The following is a 15,826-nucleotide window of genomic DNA, read 5'->3' on the forward strand; positions in this document are numbered from 1 at the left end:
AAGACAGACATGGATAAGAACATTTATGCAGCCATCGCAATGGCTCTCTATGAATATAGGGGAAACAACGTACACGACATTGAATCAGGCAAAATAACCATCAAGCCCAAGCAGAGCCTGTGGAACGCCAAATTCGTCTCTTTCACAGAGAAGCCACAACTGTGCGGTGCAAAGTAAACCACTCACCTATTTAAGAGAAAGGAAACACTGATTATGAAAGTATTCAAATACATCATCGACGGCAAGGAATATACAGTCGAGATAGGAAACATCATCGACAATGTAGCACAGGTCATTGTCAATGGCGAGGACTTCAATGTTGAACTTGAGGCTGAGCCAGAGCCTGAGAAAAAGCCTGTATTGAACAAACCGGTAGCCAGCGAGCCAGAAGAAGAAAGCCAGTCGGCCACCAACGTCAACACCGACCATGCCGTGAAGGCGCCTCTCCCTGGTGTCATCACCGACATCTTAGTGCATGTAGGCGACGAGGTGAAGGCCGGCGACACGGTTGTTGTGCTGGAAGCCATGAAGATGGCCAACAACATCGAGGCCGAGAAGGACGGCAAGGTGACAGCTATCTGCATCAAACAGGGTGAAAGCGTCATGGAAGACACCCCGCTGGTGGTAATAGAATAAACGGCCGCGAAACACTAGACACAAGAGACAGGAGGATGTAAAACCACGCAGACAGCATCTCGTTGTAGAGGACAACAGGATGCCATCATGCGTATGGGCACACCACTCACGAGTTCTCATCAAGACAGAACAATTTTGGATAAACCATAGATGCCTGTACAACCTATTATGTTGCACAGGCATTTATCATAGAAAAGCGGATAAGGAATGTAAAGGCAGATGGCACGCAGAAAGTTTAAAAATAACAAATTGCAAGGGCTTGAACACCGAATTAAGAGAATTAACGCCAGTAATTCGATTATTTTTCGTATCTTTGCAGTGGGCAGATGTTGTAGGCTTAATGTTGGGCAATTGTAACAAGCTACTATCAAGGTCAGATGTTGCCAGCTGATAAGCTGACGATTTGCATGCCACAGCCATGCTGCCACCATTAAACAAGTAAACGCCAAACAAGGACATGACGAAGAAGATTCTATTTATCAACCAAGAGATGACACCTTACGTTCCAGAGACAGAGATGTCGCTCATGGGACGTAACCTTCCCCAAGCCATGCAGGAAAATGATTGCGAAATCAGGACCTTCATGCCAAAATGGGGAAACATTAACGAAAGACGTGGCCAACTGCATGAGGTAATTCGCCTTTCTGGTATGAACCTAATCATTGATGACACCGATCATCCACTGCTCATTAAGGTTGCTTCAATTCCCCAAGTGAGAATACAGGTTTACTTTATCGACAACGAAGATTACTTCACAAAGCGGCAAATGACGGTTGATGAATCCGGAACAGAATATCCTGACAATGGCGAGCGCGCTATTTTCTTTGCACGTGGCGTTCTCGAAACAGTGAAGAAGCTGCGCTGGGTACCCGACATCATTCATTGCCAAGGATGGATGGGAGCCGTAATCCCGTTATATGTAAAGACAGCTTATAAAGATGAACCTTCGTTTGCAAACGCCAAGGTGATTACATCCCTATTTCAAACACAACTCAAAACCGACTTGGGGACCAACTTCAAAAGATGCGTGCAGTTTAAAGACGCCAAGCTGGATTTACTCAAGCCATACAATGAGAAGTTCGACTTCTTCGAACTGGGCAAACTGGCCATTGACTATAGTGATGGCATTATCGAGGCTGGCACTGACGTCAACGAAAAGCTCTTGAAGTACTGTGCAGACAAAGAACTGCCATTCTTGAAATATCCAGGAAGTGATTTCACGAAGGCCTATCAAGAGTTCTATGATCTTGTTTTGCAGAAATAAGCACGTTTGGGTTACAAAAGGACATACAGAAGCACCAACAGATTAGTTTACAGCACTTAATACAGCTTAAACACAAATGAGAAATAAGATTATTGCAGTTCTTGCATTTGCCGCACTCATGTTCACGGCATGTGACGATACGACCGACAATGTGGGCATATCATTGACCAACTCGTTGGACAATCTACAGATTTCAACCGATACATTCATGGTTTCTACCCGTTCTATCGCGGCAGATTCTGTGTTGTCAAGAAACACCCTGGGATATTTGGGAAAGATTAGAGACCCGGAAACTGGGGGATACATCACCGGAAATTTCATGACTCAATTCCACATTCAGGAAAACTATCAATTTCCTGATGCTGACAAAATGGTCAACAAAGAAGACGGAATGATTGTGGCAGATTCGTGCGAAATCAGACTGTACTACGACAAATTCTATGGTGACTCGCTGGCGCCTATGAAGCTAACTGCTTATGAAATGAGCAGACCCATGAGCGAAGCTAACACCTATTATTCTAATTTTGACCCTATAGAAAATGGGTATGTCGGCACTAATGGATTACAAGCTGATAAGGTTTACACATTGACAGACCAGCAAATCAGTGAAAAAACAAGATGGGACAAGAACTACACGAATCACATCAAAATTAAGCTGAACCAGCCATACACCGACAAAAACGGCAAAAGATATAAGAATTATGGTACGTATATCCTAAACCAGTATTATCAACATCCTGAATATTTCAAGAACTCCATGACATTCACACAGCATGTTGTGCCGGGATTCTATTTCAAACACGTCAGTGGTTTAGGTTCGATGGCCTACATATTCAGGACACAACTGAACGTTTATTTCAGGTTCGCTAATAAGGACAGCACCTATACAGGAACAGCTTCATTCTCAGGCACCGAAGAGGTATTGCAGACATCAACCATGGTGAACGACCGAAAGACAATTAACGAGTTGGTGAATGACAAGAACAACACTTACTTAAAATCACCTGCCGGCATCTTCACGGAAATCACAATCCCTGTCGAAGAGATATGCAAAGGGCATGAAAAAGATTCAATCAACGCTGCAAAAATTCATTTGAAACGAATCAACAATGAGGTTGACTCCAAGTTTGCATTAGACATTCCGAAGACACTCTTGCTGATTCAGAAAGACAGTTTATATACATTCTTTGAGCACAAACGAGTTGCCGACTACAAAACGTCTTTCCTCGCCACTTACGACAGGGCCAACAATGGTTATACCTTCAATAACATTGGAAGTGTCATCAAGGCCATGGCGCGCAACAAGGCTACAGGTAAACAGTCGGAAGATTGGAACAAACTGGTTGTCATACCGGTGACCACGTCTTATTACACATTCAATCAGACGCAGATTCTGACCAACGTTGTACACGACATGTCACTGTCAGGCACCAAACTCTTTGGCGGCTCAAACAAGCAAACGCTGTCTGTCATCTACTCACACTTTAAATAAGTCATGGCAGACAACTATCTGGAACGGAAAAGAAGAGATTACGAGGAGCGGAAGAAAGAATGGCTGAAAAAGAAAAAGCTCCATTTAAAACCTCGCCAAAAGCAAGCTAAAAGCAAGTTCACAAAGGTGCACTCATCCACGATGAAAAGTCTGATGTGAAGTTTCAGCCAGGTAAGTCAGAGAGTTGCAGCCAGGTTCCATCTGATTGCATCTTGCGATGAATGCCCTTTCCTTGCACATGTAATTCTTGACACAAACACTTACAGTTGGACCTTCAGTCTAACAAACAATATTCAAACCGCGGGTTCTCAAAAAAAGAGGATATGTCCATCAATAGACATATCCTCTTTTTTATGTAATTTACAATTGGCTGCTGTACGTTAGAAAGGCAAGTCGTCAGCATTATCTCCTGCCATTTCAGACTGTGGAGGGAATGGAGCTTGTGCTCCACCTTGCTGTGCGTCAGCCTGCTGTGTAGTCGTGTTATCGGATGTGACAGGTGGCACGGGCGCTCCCTGTACACCGTACGTCGCTGGATCTACCTGACGTACATCGAAAGCACGGATACTATTGAACCAACGACCATTATATTCGTGAGCATCGATGTCAAACGACACCAACACCTCTTGTCCTACCTGAACATTAAATCTTTGCAAGCGATCTTCACCAAAAACAGAGAAGACCATCTTGCGAGGATACTGGTCGTGCGTTTCGATGACATATTCTCTCACTTTCCATTCTCCTCTCGCTGACACGCCACTTTTTTCAGGCATTTCAGCAATAACTTTTCCTTGTAATTCCATTTATAGTGTTTTTTTTAATAAATTATCTAACATGTGTGTCTACTGTTTTGCGAAATTAGTAAAATACTTCTAAAAAAAGAAACTTTTAGTACCTTTTTTTGTCCAACACAATGCTTTTTTGTATTTTTGTAACTAATAAATACAGACAAACATTTAAAACATCATACCCATGAGATTTACATTATCAAGCAGTGCTTTAAACAGTCGCTTGCAAACACTTTCTAAGGTTATCAACAGCAAGAATTCATTGCCAATTCTTGACAGTTTCCTCTTCGATATTCAAGATAAACAGCTGAACATTACCGCCAGTGACAGTGAAAATGTCATGCGCACATCATTGCACCTTGATGAATGTGATGGTGAAAGCAAATTTGCCGTGCCTAGCCGCACCATTCTTGACGCCGTTAAGGAGTTGCCAGAGCAACCGCTGACTTTTGAAGTGGATGTGACCAATTTAACCATTCAGATACAATACCAGAATGGTGTATACAACTTCACTGCTCAAAATGCGGCAGAATATCCCGAATCACAAGCAATACCAGATGGTGCAACCGTCATTACGATGAATGCTGGGATTCTCAATGACAACATCAACCGTTCTCTCTTTGCCACAGCACAAGACGAGCTGAGACCTGTCATGAACGGTATATATTTCGACCTGACGAATGACAGTTTGGCAATCGTGGCAAGCGATGGACACAAACTCGTTAGAAACAAAAACTTCAAACTAAAGAGTGAAACGCCGGCATCGTTCATCTTACCCAAGAAACCAGCCATGCTGCTAAGAAACGTTTTGACAAAAGACGAGGGAGATGCAGTCATTAAGTTTGATACGAAGAACGCCGAAATACATTATGCAGGAGGATCATTATCGTGCAGATTGATAGAGGGCAGATACCCTAACTACAATTCTGTCATCCCGCAGGACAATCCCAATCAACTCACCGTCGATCGCAAGGGACTCCTGGGCGCCTTGAGACGCATCCTACCCTTTGCCAGTGAAAGCAGCCAACTGGTACGGCTTCATCTGGAAACTGGTAAACTGGAGCTCTCTTCCGAAGACATAGACTTTGCGACAAGTGCCAAGGAAAGCATCGTTTGCGATTACTCTGGCCAAACCATGAACATTGGTTTCAAGGGCAGTTCGTTGACAGAGATTCTCACCAACCTTGAAAGTGAAGACGTAACAATACAACTGGCTGATCCAAGCCGTGCAGGTGTCATTGTCCCGACGACACAGGAGGAAGACGAAGACATCCTGATGCTTATTATGCCAATGCTGCTTAATGACTGATATGCAGCAACTCGCATGACGCAAAACATATCTACCCAATAAAGAAAACTATTATTTCGATATCGGGTAGATATTTCCATTTTATTCATAGACAAGTCACTAAAAAATGAAACTGAATTTAAAGAAACCAATCATAGTTTTTGACCTCGAGACAACAGGACTTGACTTAGTAAAAGACCGTATCATCCAAATATCTTACATCAAAGTATTTCCTGACGGAAAAGAAGAGCGCGAGAACATTCTTGTCAACCCTGAAAAGAAAATACCTCTCGAGGTTTCTGCCTTGACAGGCATTACCAACGAAGATGTAGCAGATGCACCCAAGTTCCAAGATATAGCGCAAAAGTTAGCAGAAGAATTTAAAGGTTGTGATTTTGCAGGCTATAATTCGAATCACTTTGATATACCAATACTGGCGGAAGAATTCCTGCGTGCAGGCATTGACTTCGACTTTAGTAAAAGCAATTTGGTTGATGCTCAAACTATCTTTCACAAGATGGAGCGACGCAACCTGGCGGCAGCTTACAAATTCTATTGTGGGCGGAAAATGGAAGACGACTTTAAAGCCCATCGGGCAGACCAAGATGCTGAGGTGACTTATCGTGTACTGATGGGACAACTGGATAAATACAATCCCGAAACAGCAGAAGAAGCAGACAGGGCATTGCCCAACGATATGAAATATTTGGCCGAATTCTCCAAGATGAATGATAATGTTGATTTTGCCGGCCGTATAGTTTGGCGAGACATGAAAGGTGCAGACGGCAAGGTGTTGACCACAGAAGATGGTTCACCCATGAGACAAGAAGTGTTCAACTTCGGTAAATATAAAGGTTGTGCCGTGACAGAAGTTCTTCTAAAAGATCCAGGCTATTACAGTTGGATGTTATCCAATGACTTTACCAACAACACGAAACAGGTGCTCACCCGTATACGCTTACGAGAGTTTAACAAGAAATAAGAACGATTGGCGCACTGATTTTTTGACAGATGAAGAAGTTTGTATCACTCCTCATATTCAGTCTTTTCTTGGCTGCTGGCGTCTATTCGCCGGTATACAGTCAGGAATTGAATGCGCGTATCCATATCAACCACAACCAAATACAAGGTACGGATGCCAGCATTTTTGAGAATCTGGAGCAGACACTCACTAGATTCATCAATGACCGGCAGTGGACCAACCTGAAGTTCCAACGCATAGAGCGCATTCCATGTAATTTCAACATTACGGTGACCAAATACGATCAAGCCACAAACATGTTCACTTGTCGGGCATTGATACAAGCCAATAGGCCCGTATTCAACTCTGCTTACACCACTACATTATATAATAATACAGATAACGACTTTAATTTTGAGTTTGCCCAATTCGATCAACTCGAATTCAATGAAGAGTCCATCAATAACCAGCTCACTGCTTTGATTGCCTATTATGCTTATCTCATCATTGGATTGAATCTAGACTCCTTCTCCCCCATGGGCGGTGAAGACATACTGCAAAGATGCCTCAACCTAACCAATAATGCGCAGAATCTTAATTTTACGGGTTGGAAATCATTCGACGACAGCCGAAACCGTTTTGCCATCATTAACGACTACATGGATAGCGCCATGTCACCCTTCCGCCAACTGCAATACGATTATTTCAGAAACGGTTTAGACCAAATGGCCACAAACGTTGAGCGAGGAAGAACAAACATCACAACCGCATTGGAAGAGGGATTGAAAAAAAGTCACGAAAACAGACCGTTAAGCTTGTTACCGCAGATATGGACCGATTATAAGCGTGATGAACTGGCCAACATCTACAGCGGAAAAGGAACCCAGAAAGAGAAAGAGCGGGTCTACGAAATACTGTTTTCCATCAACGCTTCCCAAAACAATGCATGGGAAAAAATCAAAGAATAAAGATGCTGAAGCAATTACATATTCAAAACTTTACGCTGATTGATGAACTTGACATCAACTTTTATCCTGGTTTTTCCGTTATTACGGGCGAAACAGGAGCAGGCAAAAGCATCATACTTGGAGCCATTGGCCTCTTGATGGGCAATCGCGCTGATACAAAACTCATCAGAACTGGAAAGGATAAATGCTTGATTGAAGCTCATTTTGATGTCAGCAAATACAATCTTCTCCACTTTTTCGAAGAGAATGACATCGATGATGATGCAACAGACTGTATCGTGAGAAGGGAAATCTACAGTTCAGGAAAGAGCAGGGCCTTTATCAACGACACTCCTGTACCTCTTGTCACCATGAAAGAATTGGGAGAACAATTGATTGATATCCATTCGCAACATCAAAACCTTTTGCTCAACCAAGAAGACTTTCAACTACAAGTTGTCGACATCATTACGCAGGACAGCAAGAGTTTGGCCCAATATCAGGCATGTTATCAAGAATACAAGAAGGCTGCTGAACAGTTGGAAGAATTGAAAGCTGACATTGCAAAAAGTCAAGAAAACGAAGAGTTCTTACGCTTTCAGTATGGTGAACTCGCACAAGCACAACTTGTTGAGGGTGAACAGGAAGCCATCGAACAGGAACTCGCCACGCTCGAACATGCAGAAGAAATTAAGACAGCCCTATATCAGTCAGAACAGTTGTTGTCTGCAGAATCGGTTGGCGTCATCGAGGCTTTGAGAACAATTACTCAACAACTGGATGGCATCAAGGAAGTTTACTCCCCCATTGAAGAGGTTGCACAAAGAACAGAAAGCTGTTATATCGAACTAAAAGATATAGAGAACGAGATTCAGAACAAAACAGAAAACATAGAATTCGATCCCCAACAGCTGGCAAAACTTCAAGAGCGAATTGATTTAATCAATGCATTGGAGCACAAATTCCATGTGGAAACCATTACCGAATTACTCACTCAACAAAAGTTAATAAAAAAACAACTGGAGCATATCGACCATAGTGACGAAGAACTACAAAAACTACAAGCACATGTTGACCAGCTGCTCAAAGACTGTACGAAGAAAGCCAATCAACTAACAACAATAAGACAAAAGGCCGCCAAAACTATTGAAAAGGAAATGTCAAGTCGCTTGGTACCTCTTGGCATCCCTAACATCCGCTTCAAAGTTGAAATCACCCAGAAACCATTAGGAAACAAAGGGCAAGATGGCGTTTCTTTCTTGTTTAGCGCCAACACCAATTCACCCTTATTACCCGTGTCACAAGTTGCTTCCGGTGGTGAGATAGCGCGCGTCATGTTGTCATTAAAGGCTATGATTAGTGGGGCCGTCAAACTTCCTACCATCATTTTTGACGAAATAGATACGGGCGTGAGTGGTAGTGTTGCCGAGAAAATGGCATACATCATGGACGAAATGGGCAAGAACGATCGGCAAGTCATCAGTATAACTCATCTTCCACAAATCGCTGCCCTTGGAAAAACTCACTATAAGGTAAACAAGTCTGAATTAAAAGATAGTACGGTAAGCAATATGTACGAACTTAACCAAGACCAACGTGTACAGGAAGTGGCTCAGATGCTGAGTGGAAGTAATGTCACAGAAGCGGCTCTTGCCAACGCACGCGAACTTTTAAATATGAAATAAATAGCACAATGATACATCCAATACAATCAAGAACAATTCTAACCCTCACCACCCTCATTGCCTTGCTGCTAGGGGGACATTCCCAGGTTTACGCACAGTCTGCAAATGTAAAAAAGGCAGCAAAATCTGTTTTCTCATTAACTACGTTCAAGGCCGATGGAACCTTGCTTAGTTCAACACGTGGTGTATTTGTTGGAGAAAATGGAGAGGCAATCAGCACATGGAAACCTTTTGTGGGAGCCGACAGTGCTGTAGTGATTGATGCTCAAGGCAAGGCCATGACAGTTGACGTTATGATTGGAGCGAACGAACTATATGACGTATGCAAGTTTAAAGTAGTAGGAAACACCACTCCTGCAAAAATTGCTTCGTCTACCTCGAAGGTGAATGAGAAAGTTTCTATCGTAGGCTATTCCATCAAATCACTTGATATCAAGCAAGTGCCAATCCAAAAGGTGGAAACCTTTATGGATAAGTACGCCTATTATATCTTCTCTTCCGAAGCACCGGCGAACAAGGAAGGCTGCCCATTCGTGAATGCCAAGGGTGAGGTCATTGGTATATTGCAACATGCCAACAGTGCCGAAGAGACGCATGCTGTGGATGCAAAGTTCATGAACGACATGAAAGTAAACACCGGACTGAGCATTGCAGACCCCGTTTTGCGACAAACTTCTATTCGCACACAAATGCCAAGCAAGGAGTCAGAGGCACTGGTCATGCTGATGATGTCAAGAGAACAGAATCATAAGAACTATCTCAAATATGTGCAAGACTTTAAACGTCTGTTCCCGCAATCTGTTGATGGATATGTAGCGCAAGCAAACATTTTTGCAAGCAAAGGACAGCTTTCACAGGCTGCCGACGAGATGGAAACGGCAATTAAGCATGCTAAAAACAAGGATGTTGCCCACTCCGAGTATGCCAAACTCATCTATCAGCAGCAACTTTATCAGCCCGACTCCACCTTTACGCAATGGTCATTAGATAAAGCACTTGATGAAGCCACACAAGCAAATAACATCAATCCACTTCCTGTATATCAACATCAGCAAGCACAGATTATTTTTACCAAAGGAGAATATCAAAAGGCCTATGACATGTTCATGGCGCTAACGAAAACATCCTTACGCTCTGGTGAACTATTTTACGAAGCCGCACAGGCAAAGACTCAACTCAAAGCTGATGAGAAAGAGATTCTAACCTTACTGGATAGTGCCGTCGCAGCCTGTCCACAGCCTTTGACACCAGTGGCTGCTCCCTATGTGTTGGCACGCGGTGTAGCTTACGACCAGATTGGCGAATACAAAAAAGCATTGGCGGATTATAATCAATATGACACGTTGATGCTGGGCAGAGCCAGTCATGAATTTTATTACACGCGCTATAAGTGCAATTCACAGTTGCGGAGATATCAACAAGCCTTGAACGACATTGCTCATGCAGCCGTTTTGAATCGGCAAGAACCTACTTACTTAGCAGAGATGGCTTCGCTACAATTGAAAGTGAATTTATACGAAGATGCCATCAAAACGGCCGGTCTGTGCATCTCCCTCGCACCAAGTTATGCCGATGCCTATCTCATTAAAGGATTAGCCCAAGTACAAAACAAGCAAAAGAAAGAAGGACTGGAAACCTTGAATAAAGCGAAAGAGTTAGGTGATACCAGAGCTAAAGACTTTATCGACAAATACAAATAAAGCCACTTCGCTCACTTCACCTGAAGTCGTCAGCAAACACATACGACTTTTTCATGAAACAATGATGTTCGATGTAAAAACAAACATGCCCTTTTGTATGAACACGAATGGAACTGTTATTTACGAAACGATGTGAAAATAAGGCTGGTTGGCAATCAACTCCGTCCGAATCTGTTAACGAAACTTTCATTTGTTAACTCGATTCGTTTTCTTTGACAAAACAAAATTGAATAATAGAAAAAATTTGGAGATTTTTTAGGTGCTCGAAGCCTTCAATCCATCATCTTGTAACTTATTCAGATGGAATAAAGCAGCTATTAGCATGCTTTTACCGTTTAATTTGCATGCTTTTACCGTTTAATTTGCATGCTTTAGCCGCCCAATCTACATCATATAAAAGGTCTTTTTTGCACAAAAAAAGGAGTTTTTGCCCCAAAACACTTTGCTTTTTGATTTCGTTTTGGACTTAAAAATCACATAAGACACTAACATTCAAGCAGATAACAAAACATTCCCATTGTTAGCATATTTTCAACACACGAATAAGTTAGCTGAAAATTCGTCCAGCATTTGTGTTAAAAAGACGTTCCTCATAAAGTGAGATAGCATTTTTGAGAAAGGCAGGTGTCATTGACTCCCATAGTCAGCCTTCCAACCAGGTGTCCGTGATACAACACTTTCAAGGATTCAAACGCTCTCATCTGTTCCTCGCTTTCTGTTTTTGTTCTTGTTAATCTTAATCATTTCGTCAAGGCTTGAATACTTGGGCTTGCCTATCAACTCCATCATATCGTCCGCATAACCCAGTACACGAACAATCTTCACAAAGCTGGTAAGGGAAATTGCCCCGGTATGCTCAAACCGCTGTATCGTGGACAGTGGTACGTCACTTGTCTCTGCCAGTGTTTTCTGAGAGATGTTCTTTTCCAGCCGACGTAATCGGCAGTTGCTTGACAGGCGTTTGAGGATGTCTTCCGTTGATATAGGCTCAAAAATATACATTATAGTAACCTCTATATTAGTTGTTATATTAAATATTACTATTTAACAACTATTGTATTAGTTACTGCAAATATAATGATTTGATTTCGTTTCTGCAAGAAGACATGAATTATTTTGGGTCTTCCGAAATTTGGAGTGATGGTCCATAAGTTCTTATATTCATATAGTTACACAGTAATAGCCTAAACTAAAAGCCTATACATGCCGAACAAATATTGGAGTACATCAATAAATAATGTGCTCGTATAATAAGATTTAAACTTTCACAATAATCACCATTAATATGACGCTAATGGTGATTATTGTTTTAAGATATTATTTGCGTAGCATCATTTTTGTAAAACATCGATTAAGCACCCATGCAGCAAGGATAGATGCACACAGGGCAACACCGAAGAACATATAATCAGAAAATATCGACACGCCTGTTTTCATTGTATGTTTCAATAATCTCATAACGAGCGAGTGAACCATAAAGAATTCAAAACTCATGTTCCCAAGCCACACCATCAAGCGTGATGATAATAGGCGCGATAAAAAATCTTCTGTGCCATCGATAGTAGCTAAACAAATAATAAAAACAGGCATAACAGGCCAAAATAAAGCCACACTACGCACACCATTACCATCAAGCATTTGATAAACAACATATAACGTCATTCCAACACCTATGCTAATGACCAGCATACCAATATTGTGAGTACAATTCTTTATATAGCTAATATCCGCAGTTTTATAATATCTATATGCAACAATACCAAGAGTAAAATCAAAAGCTCTCAACAAAGGATTTGCATATAGCGTACAATTTATCATATTGTTTGGCACGTGCCAAGCAGCTATTAAGTATACTACTACAAATCCCGTTATCAGCTTTATCAGCTTGCTCCAACTCATTTTTATTATAAACGAATATAAGTATTTGAAAATAAGATAGAAGAATAACGTATCGCACAGAAACCACGAAACAGGATTAATGTTATAAAGAGTATGATTGCTCGGAATCCACGATTGCACCAATAGCAATGTAGTTAATATCTGCGACCAATCATAATGATTTCCTATACGCCAATCTAGTACCAACATTATCGCAAAGAGTAACAAATGAAGCGGATAAAGTTTGGTTCATCCGACTTTTCGAGTGACAATTTAACAATAAGATAAAAGAAAACCGCTGAACTTGAGTATATTTGAATAACCACAAACAGATATACAATCATGAACAGCAGTTTTCTATATCACGCATGGGGACTATATAGTCTCGAATGTACAAGGGAGGAATACAAAGGTAATACAATTATTCTTCACGTACAAAACAAGAAACGTTTAAGCGTCTGCCCAAAATGTGGCAAACTTCATTTGGTGAAAAATGGCTACCGCATAAGAGACTTTCTCGGTCTTCCGATCGGTGGCAAGAAAATAGTTATCCGCATGAAAGTCCAACGCTACAAATGCAACGACTGTGATTACGACCAACAGGAAAAGATACGATTTGCAACGGGCAGCAGTTCCTACACTCACCGCTTTGCAAAATATGTCGTAGACTTGTTGCGTTCCATGACCCTAAAAGATGTGGCGGCACGGCTTGAGGTAAGTTGGGATACAGTAAAGGAGATACATTCCCATTATCTTGAAAGCCATTATTCCCCTCCGTCGCTTGATGGTGTTAAGTGTATAGGTATAGATGAGTTTGCCGTCAAGAAAGGACACATATACAAAACAATCGTTGTAGACCTTATTAGCGGGCGCATACTCTATGTCGGTGAGGGTAAGGGAATAGAAGCTTTGGCTGACTTTTGGAAGAAGGTGAGGCGCAAGAATGTATCTATCAAATATGTTGCCACGGATTTGTCAGCGGCTTTTATTGGCTCCGTACTTGAAAATTGTCCAGATGCGATACACGTTTTTGACCATTTTCATGTCGTAAAGCTGATGAATGACAAACTTGATGATATACGGCGAATACAATATAACATGGAGAAGGATATTAACAAACGTAAGGTACTCAAGGGAACCAGATATCTGTTGCTTTGTAATGGAGCAGATATCTATGATGCGAAATATAAGACGAGATTGGAAAATGCCTTGGCAATGAATGAGCCTCTATCAAAGGCGTATTATCTGAAAGAACAGTTGAGGGAGATATGGTTGCAAGTGCGTAAAGAGGAGGCTGAAAAAGTTTTAACGGAGTGGGTGGAGCAAGCAAAAGAGAGTCATATTCCACAACTGCAAAAGATGGCAATGACTATACTGGCTTACAAAAGAGGTATACTTGCATGGTATGACTGCCATATCTCAACAGGTAAAGTGGAGGGTATTAACAATAAGATAAAAGTGATGAAACGCAATGCATACGGATTTAGGGATGAACGATATTTTAAACTAAGGCTATATGCACTACATGACTGTCGTATCACTCGAAAAGTCGGATGAACCTAAAGTTTCATAAAATGTCGCCAAAAGAATTGCCTTGTTCTAAATTCTCCACGGCTTACTCGTGGACCATACCCCAAAGACAACACAAAACCGCTCAGAATAAAGAAGAACGAAACACCACATTCTCCACCAAAATCGAATGGTGATGTAATGTATGGCGAAGAGCAATGACTTAAGAATATTAATAATACAAACAGAAAGCGTGCTCCCTGTAGAGTACTTTTCTTCCCTATATTATCTTGTGCAAATATATTGATATTCATTTAATTAGGGTCTGCTAATTTATTTCTTTCATACAACCTTGCGGTATGGGTAATGCAGCCTTCATGCTGTCAAAAATGCTCATAACTCTCTTTTGGAAGGTCCTCAAGCCCGATTTTTCGAAAATGAGACAAAGAAGTCCCCTTAGGAACTTCATGATGTTCTTAGCGAAGAAGCAAGCTTCTATCCAAGTGTCAGACGTTTGTTGTATTCTTTCTCTATCCTGCCCCAGGGAAGGTGGTCGGCCAGCTTGACCCAACGGTTGGATTTGCTCAATCCAGAAAGTGACTCCTGAAGTTCAAACAGGTCGTGACTGCGATATTGTGAGTAGTATTTCATCTCGATTCTTGAATGTTTTAACATCCAAAGGTAATCATTTTGGGCGAATTGACCAAATTTTATACAACATAAATAGTTAATTGTCAGATAGTTAAAGTTAATTAGCAGACCCTATTTAATACGCTAATAGTGGGTTACCAAAATTTTCTTCTGTGTGAAAAATCACGAAAACGGAATAATGAGTTGAAAGATGTGGTATAAGTGGACTGTGGCGTTTTGCGACCATAATATGCAGCAGAATTGATTTGTGAAGAAACAATCATCGAATCATTTCCGTTTTGTACTCCTTTGGTGAATAAGTTCATAATCTCGTACTTATTCCCGAAATTGGCGTTGGGCTGCATCATAATATCCGATACGACCTGTCGGATAGAGCGAGGATATACTATAAAGGTGTTTTCTGCATTACAAGTAATATCCTTAAACTCGCTGATTCCGAAGAATACGATAACGGAATAAATCGGTATGCCCGGATTTTGCGGCAAACATTGTCTGATAGCTTGAATGTGTCCGGCATTTTGCATTACGGGGTTGTAAAAGCGGTGCTTTTCTTTGCCGTATGCCAGTAATTGCGTCCAATACTTTTGGTGTTCGTTGCCGAAAATCCAACCGCTGTAATCCTTTACCTCAAAAACGATTAAGCCTACCTTGGTTGCAACGGTTACATCGACTTGTGTATAAGTGCCGTTCGGCTTCTGAATGTATAAGTCGTGAAATATGGCTTTGGGGTTGATACCCGCTTTCAGAAGTTTCAATATTACTCTGCGCTCCGACCATTCGCCACGAGTAATGGGCGTAACCTGCTCAATGAATTCACGCTCTTTCCGCTTGACATAGATAAGGTAAGCAATACCTGCCACCAAGCAAATAAGAAATATGAATGGTGCGAATGGCATAGAACAGTTATTCCTTAATTCCGCAACACTATTATAAATTAAACTTTTTAAGTACTTGAGCAACAAAATGTTGCTCAGGATTTTGCCATGTCAGAATTTTCACTTATCTTAGTGTTGCAAAAAAACAAGAG

General features: G+C 41.4%; 16 protein-coding genes and 1 pseudogene. 11 read left to right on the forward strand and 6 right to left on the reverse strand.

The features are described from left to right. The first annotated feature begins 9 nt into the window (after nucleotides 1-9). The 5 genes from NQ518_RS03985 (at nucleotide 10) to NQ518_RS04005 (ending at nucleotide 3,551) form a co-directional block, all read left to right on the forward strand. The gene (locus tag NQ518_RS03985; protein ID WP_227205810.1) at nucleotides 10-177 is read left to right on the forward strand and encodes a hypothetical protein; all 168 of its coding nucleotides are present in this window, start codon (nucleotides 10-12) and stop codon (nucleotides 175-177) included. A gap of 36 nt (nucleotides 178-213) precedes the next feature. After that, complete coding sequence (locus NQ518_RS03990) at nucleotides 214-636, forward strand: biotin/lipoyl-containing protein (protein ID WP_227205812.1); 423 nt, start codon at nucleotides 214-216, stop codon at nucleotides 634-636. Between the two features lie 457 nt (nucleotides 637-1,093). Continuing rightward, nucleotides 1,094-1,900, forward strand: coding sequence for a glycogen/starch synthase (locus tag NQ518_RS03995; RefSeq protein WP_102696921.1), 807 nt, complete (start codon nucleotides 1,094-1,096; stop codon nucleotides 1,898-1,900). A gap of 76 nt (nucleotides 1,901-1,976) precedes the next feature. Continuing rightward, entirely contained in the window at nucleotides 1,977-3,392 is a 1,416-nt protein-coding gene (locus tag NQ518_RS04000) for a DUF4270 domain-containing protein (RefSeq protein WP_227205815.1), read from the forward strand. A 3-nt stretch (nucleotides 3,393-3,395) separates the two neighbouring features. After that, nucleotides 3,396-3,551, forward strand: a complete 156-nt coding sequence (locus NQ518_RS04005; protein ID WP_227960813.1) for a hypothetical protein — start codon at nucleotides 3,396-3,398, stop codon at nucleotides 3,549-3,551. 221 nt (nucleotides 3,552-3,772) lie between these two features. Here NQ518_RS04005 and NQ518_RS04010 read toward each other — a convergent pair whose 3' ends face one another. Then, complete coding sequence (locus tag NQ518_RS04010) at nucleotides 3,773-4,195, reverse strand: DUF3127 domain-containing protein (protein ID WP_227960811.1); 423 nt, start codon at nucleotides 4,193-4,195, stop codon at nucleotides 3,773-3,775. A gap of 169 nt (nucleotides 4,196-4,364) precedes the next feature. Between NQ518_RS04010 and dnaN the strand changes: the two genes are divergently transcribed. The 5 genes from dnaN to NQ518_RS04035 all read left to right on the forward strand — a co-directional run bounded on the left by dnaN (nucleotide 4,365) and on the right by NQ518_RS04035 (nucleotide 10,761). Beyond that, nucleotides 4,365-5,489, forward strand: a complete 1,125-nt coding sequence (gene dnaN, locus NQ518_RS04015) for a DNA polymerase III subunit beta (protein ID WP_227205819.1) — start codon at nucleotides 4,365-4,367, stop codon at nucleotides 5,487-5,489. Nucleotides 5,490-5,595: 106 nt separating this feature from the next. Then, the gene (locus NQ518_RS04020; RefSeq protein WP_227960809.1) at nucleotides 5,596-6,450 is read left to right on the forward strand and encodes a 3'-5' exonuclease; all 855 of its coding nucleotides are present in this window, start codon (nucleotides 5,596-5,598) and stop codon (nucleotides 6,448-6,450) included. 29 nt (nucleotides 6,451-6,479) lie between these two features. Then, on the forward strand, nucleotides 6,480-7,397 hold the full coding sequence (porD, locus tag NQ518_RS04025) for a type IX secretion system protein PorD (protein WP_004350047.1): 918 nt from the start codon (nucleotides 6,480-6,482) through the stop codon (nucleotides 7,395-7,397). A 2-nt stretch (nucleotides 7,398-7,399) separates the two neighbouring features. After that, nucleotides 7,400-9,061 (forward strand): DNA repair protein RecN, encoded by a 1,662-nt coding sequence (recN, locus tag NQ518_RS04030; protein ID WP_227960808.1) that lies wholly within the window; start codon nucleotides 7,400-7,402, stop codon nucleotides 9,059-9,061. Nucleotides 9,062-9,069: 8 nt separating this feature from the next. Further along, a complete protein-coding gene (locus tag NQ518_RS04035) occupies nucleotides 9,070-10,761 on the forward strand; it encodes a tetratricopeptide repeat protein (RefSeq protein WP_227960806.1) in 1,692 nt (563 codons plus the stop codon). A gap of 687 nt (nucleotides 10,762-11,448) precedes the next feature. Here NQ518_RS04035 and NQ518_RS04040 read toward each other — a convergent pair. Continuing rightward, nucleotides 11,449-11,763, reverse strand: coding sequence for a helix-turn-helix domain-containing protein (locus NQ518_RS04040; RefSeq protein WP_227205829.1), 315 nt, complete (start codon nucleotides 11,761-11,763; stop codon nucleotides 11,449-11,451). A 315-nt stretch (nucleotides 11,764-12,078) separates the two neighbouring features. Continuing rightward, nucleotides 12,079-12,870 (reverse strand): annotated as a pseudogene (locus tag NQ518_RS04045) (acyltransferase family protein); the annotation flags it as partial. 111 nt (nucleotides 12,871-12,981) lie between these two features. Here NQ518_RS04045 and NQ518_RS04050 point away from each other — a divergent pair. Beyond that, on the forward strand, nucleotides 12,982-14,196 hold the full coding sequence (locus NQ518_RS04050; protein WP_227960804.1) for an ISL3 family transposase: 1,215 nt from the start codon (nucleotides 12,982-12,984) through the stop codon (nucleotides 14,194-14,196). 2 nt (nucleotides 14,197-14,198) lie between these two features. Here NQ518_RS04050 and NQ518_RS13575 read toward each other — a convergent pair whose 3' ends face one another. The 3 genes from NQ518_RS13575 to NQ518_RS04060 form a co-directional block, all read right to left on the reverse strand. After that, nucleotides 14,199-14,462, reverse strand: a complete 264-nt coding sequence (locus NQ518_RS13575) for an acyltransferase family protein (protein WP_374211133.1) — start codon at nucleotides 14,460-14,462, stop codon at nucleotides 14,199-14,201. 181 nt (nucleotides 14,463-14,643) lie between these two features. Next, complete coding sequence (locus NQ518_RS04055) at nucleotides 14,644-14,799, reverse strand: hypothetical protein (RefSeq protein ID WP_227960802.1); 156 nt, start codon at nucleotides 14,797-14,799, stop codon at nucleotides 14,644-14,646. A gap of 134 nt (nucleotides 14,800-14,933) precedes the next feature. Continuing rightward, on the reverse strand, nucleotides 14,934-15,695 hold the full coding sequence (locus NQ518_RS04060) for a nuclease-related domain-containing protein (protein WP_227960800.1): 762 nt from the start codon (nucleotides 15,693-15,695) through the stop codon (nucleotides 14,934-14,936). Between the last annotated feature and the right edge of the window lie 131 nt (nucleotides 15,696-15,826).

The sequence above is a fragment of the Hoylesella buccalis ATCC 35310 genome (genome assembly GCF_025151385.1).
Taxonomy (GTDB): domain Bacteria; phylum Bacteroidota; class Bacteroidia; order Bacteroidales; family Bacteroidaceae; genus Prevotella; species Prevotella buccalis.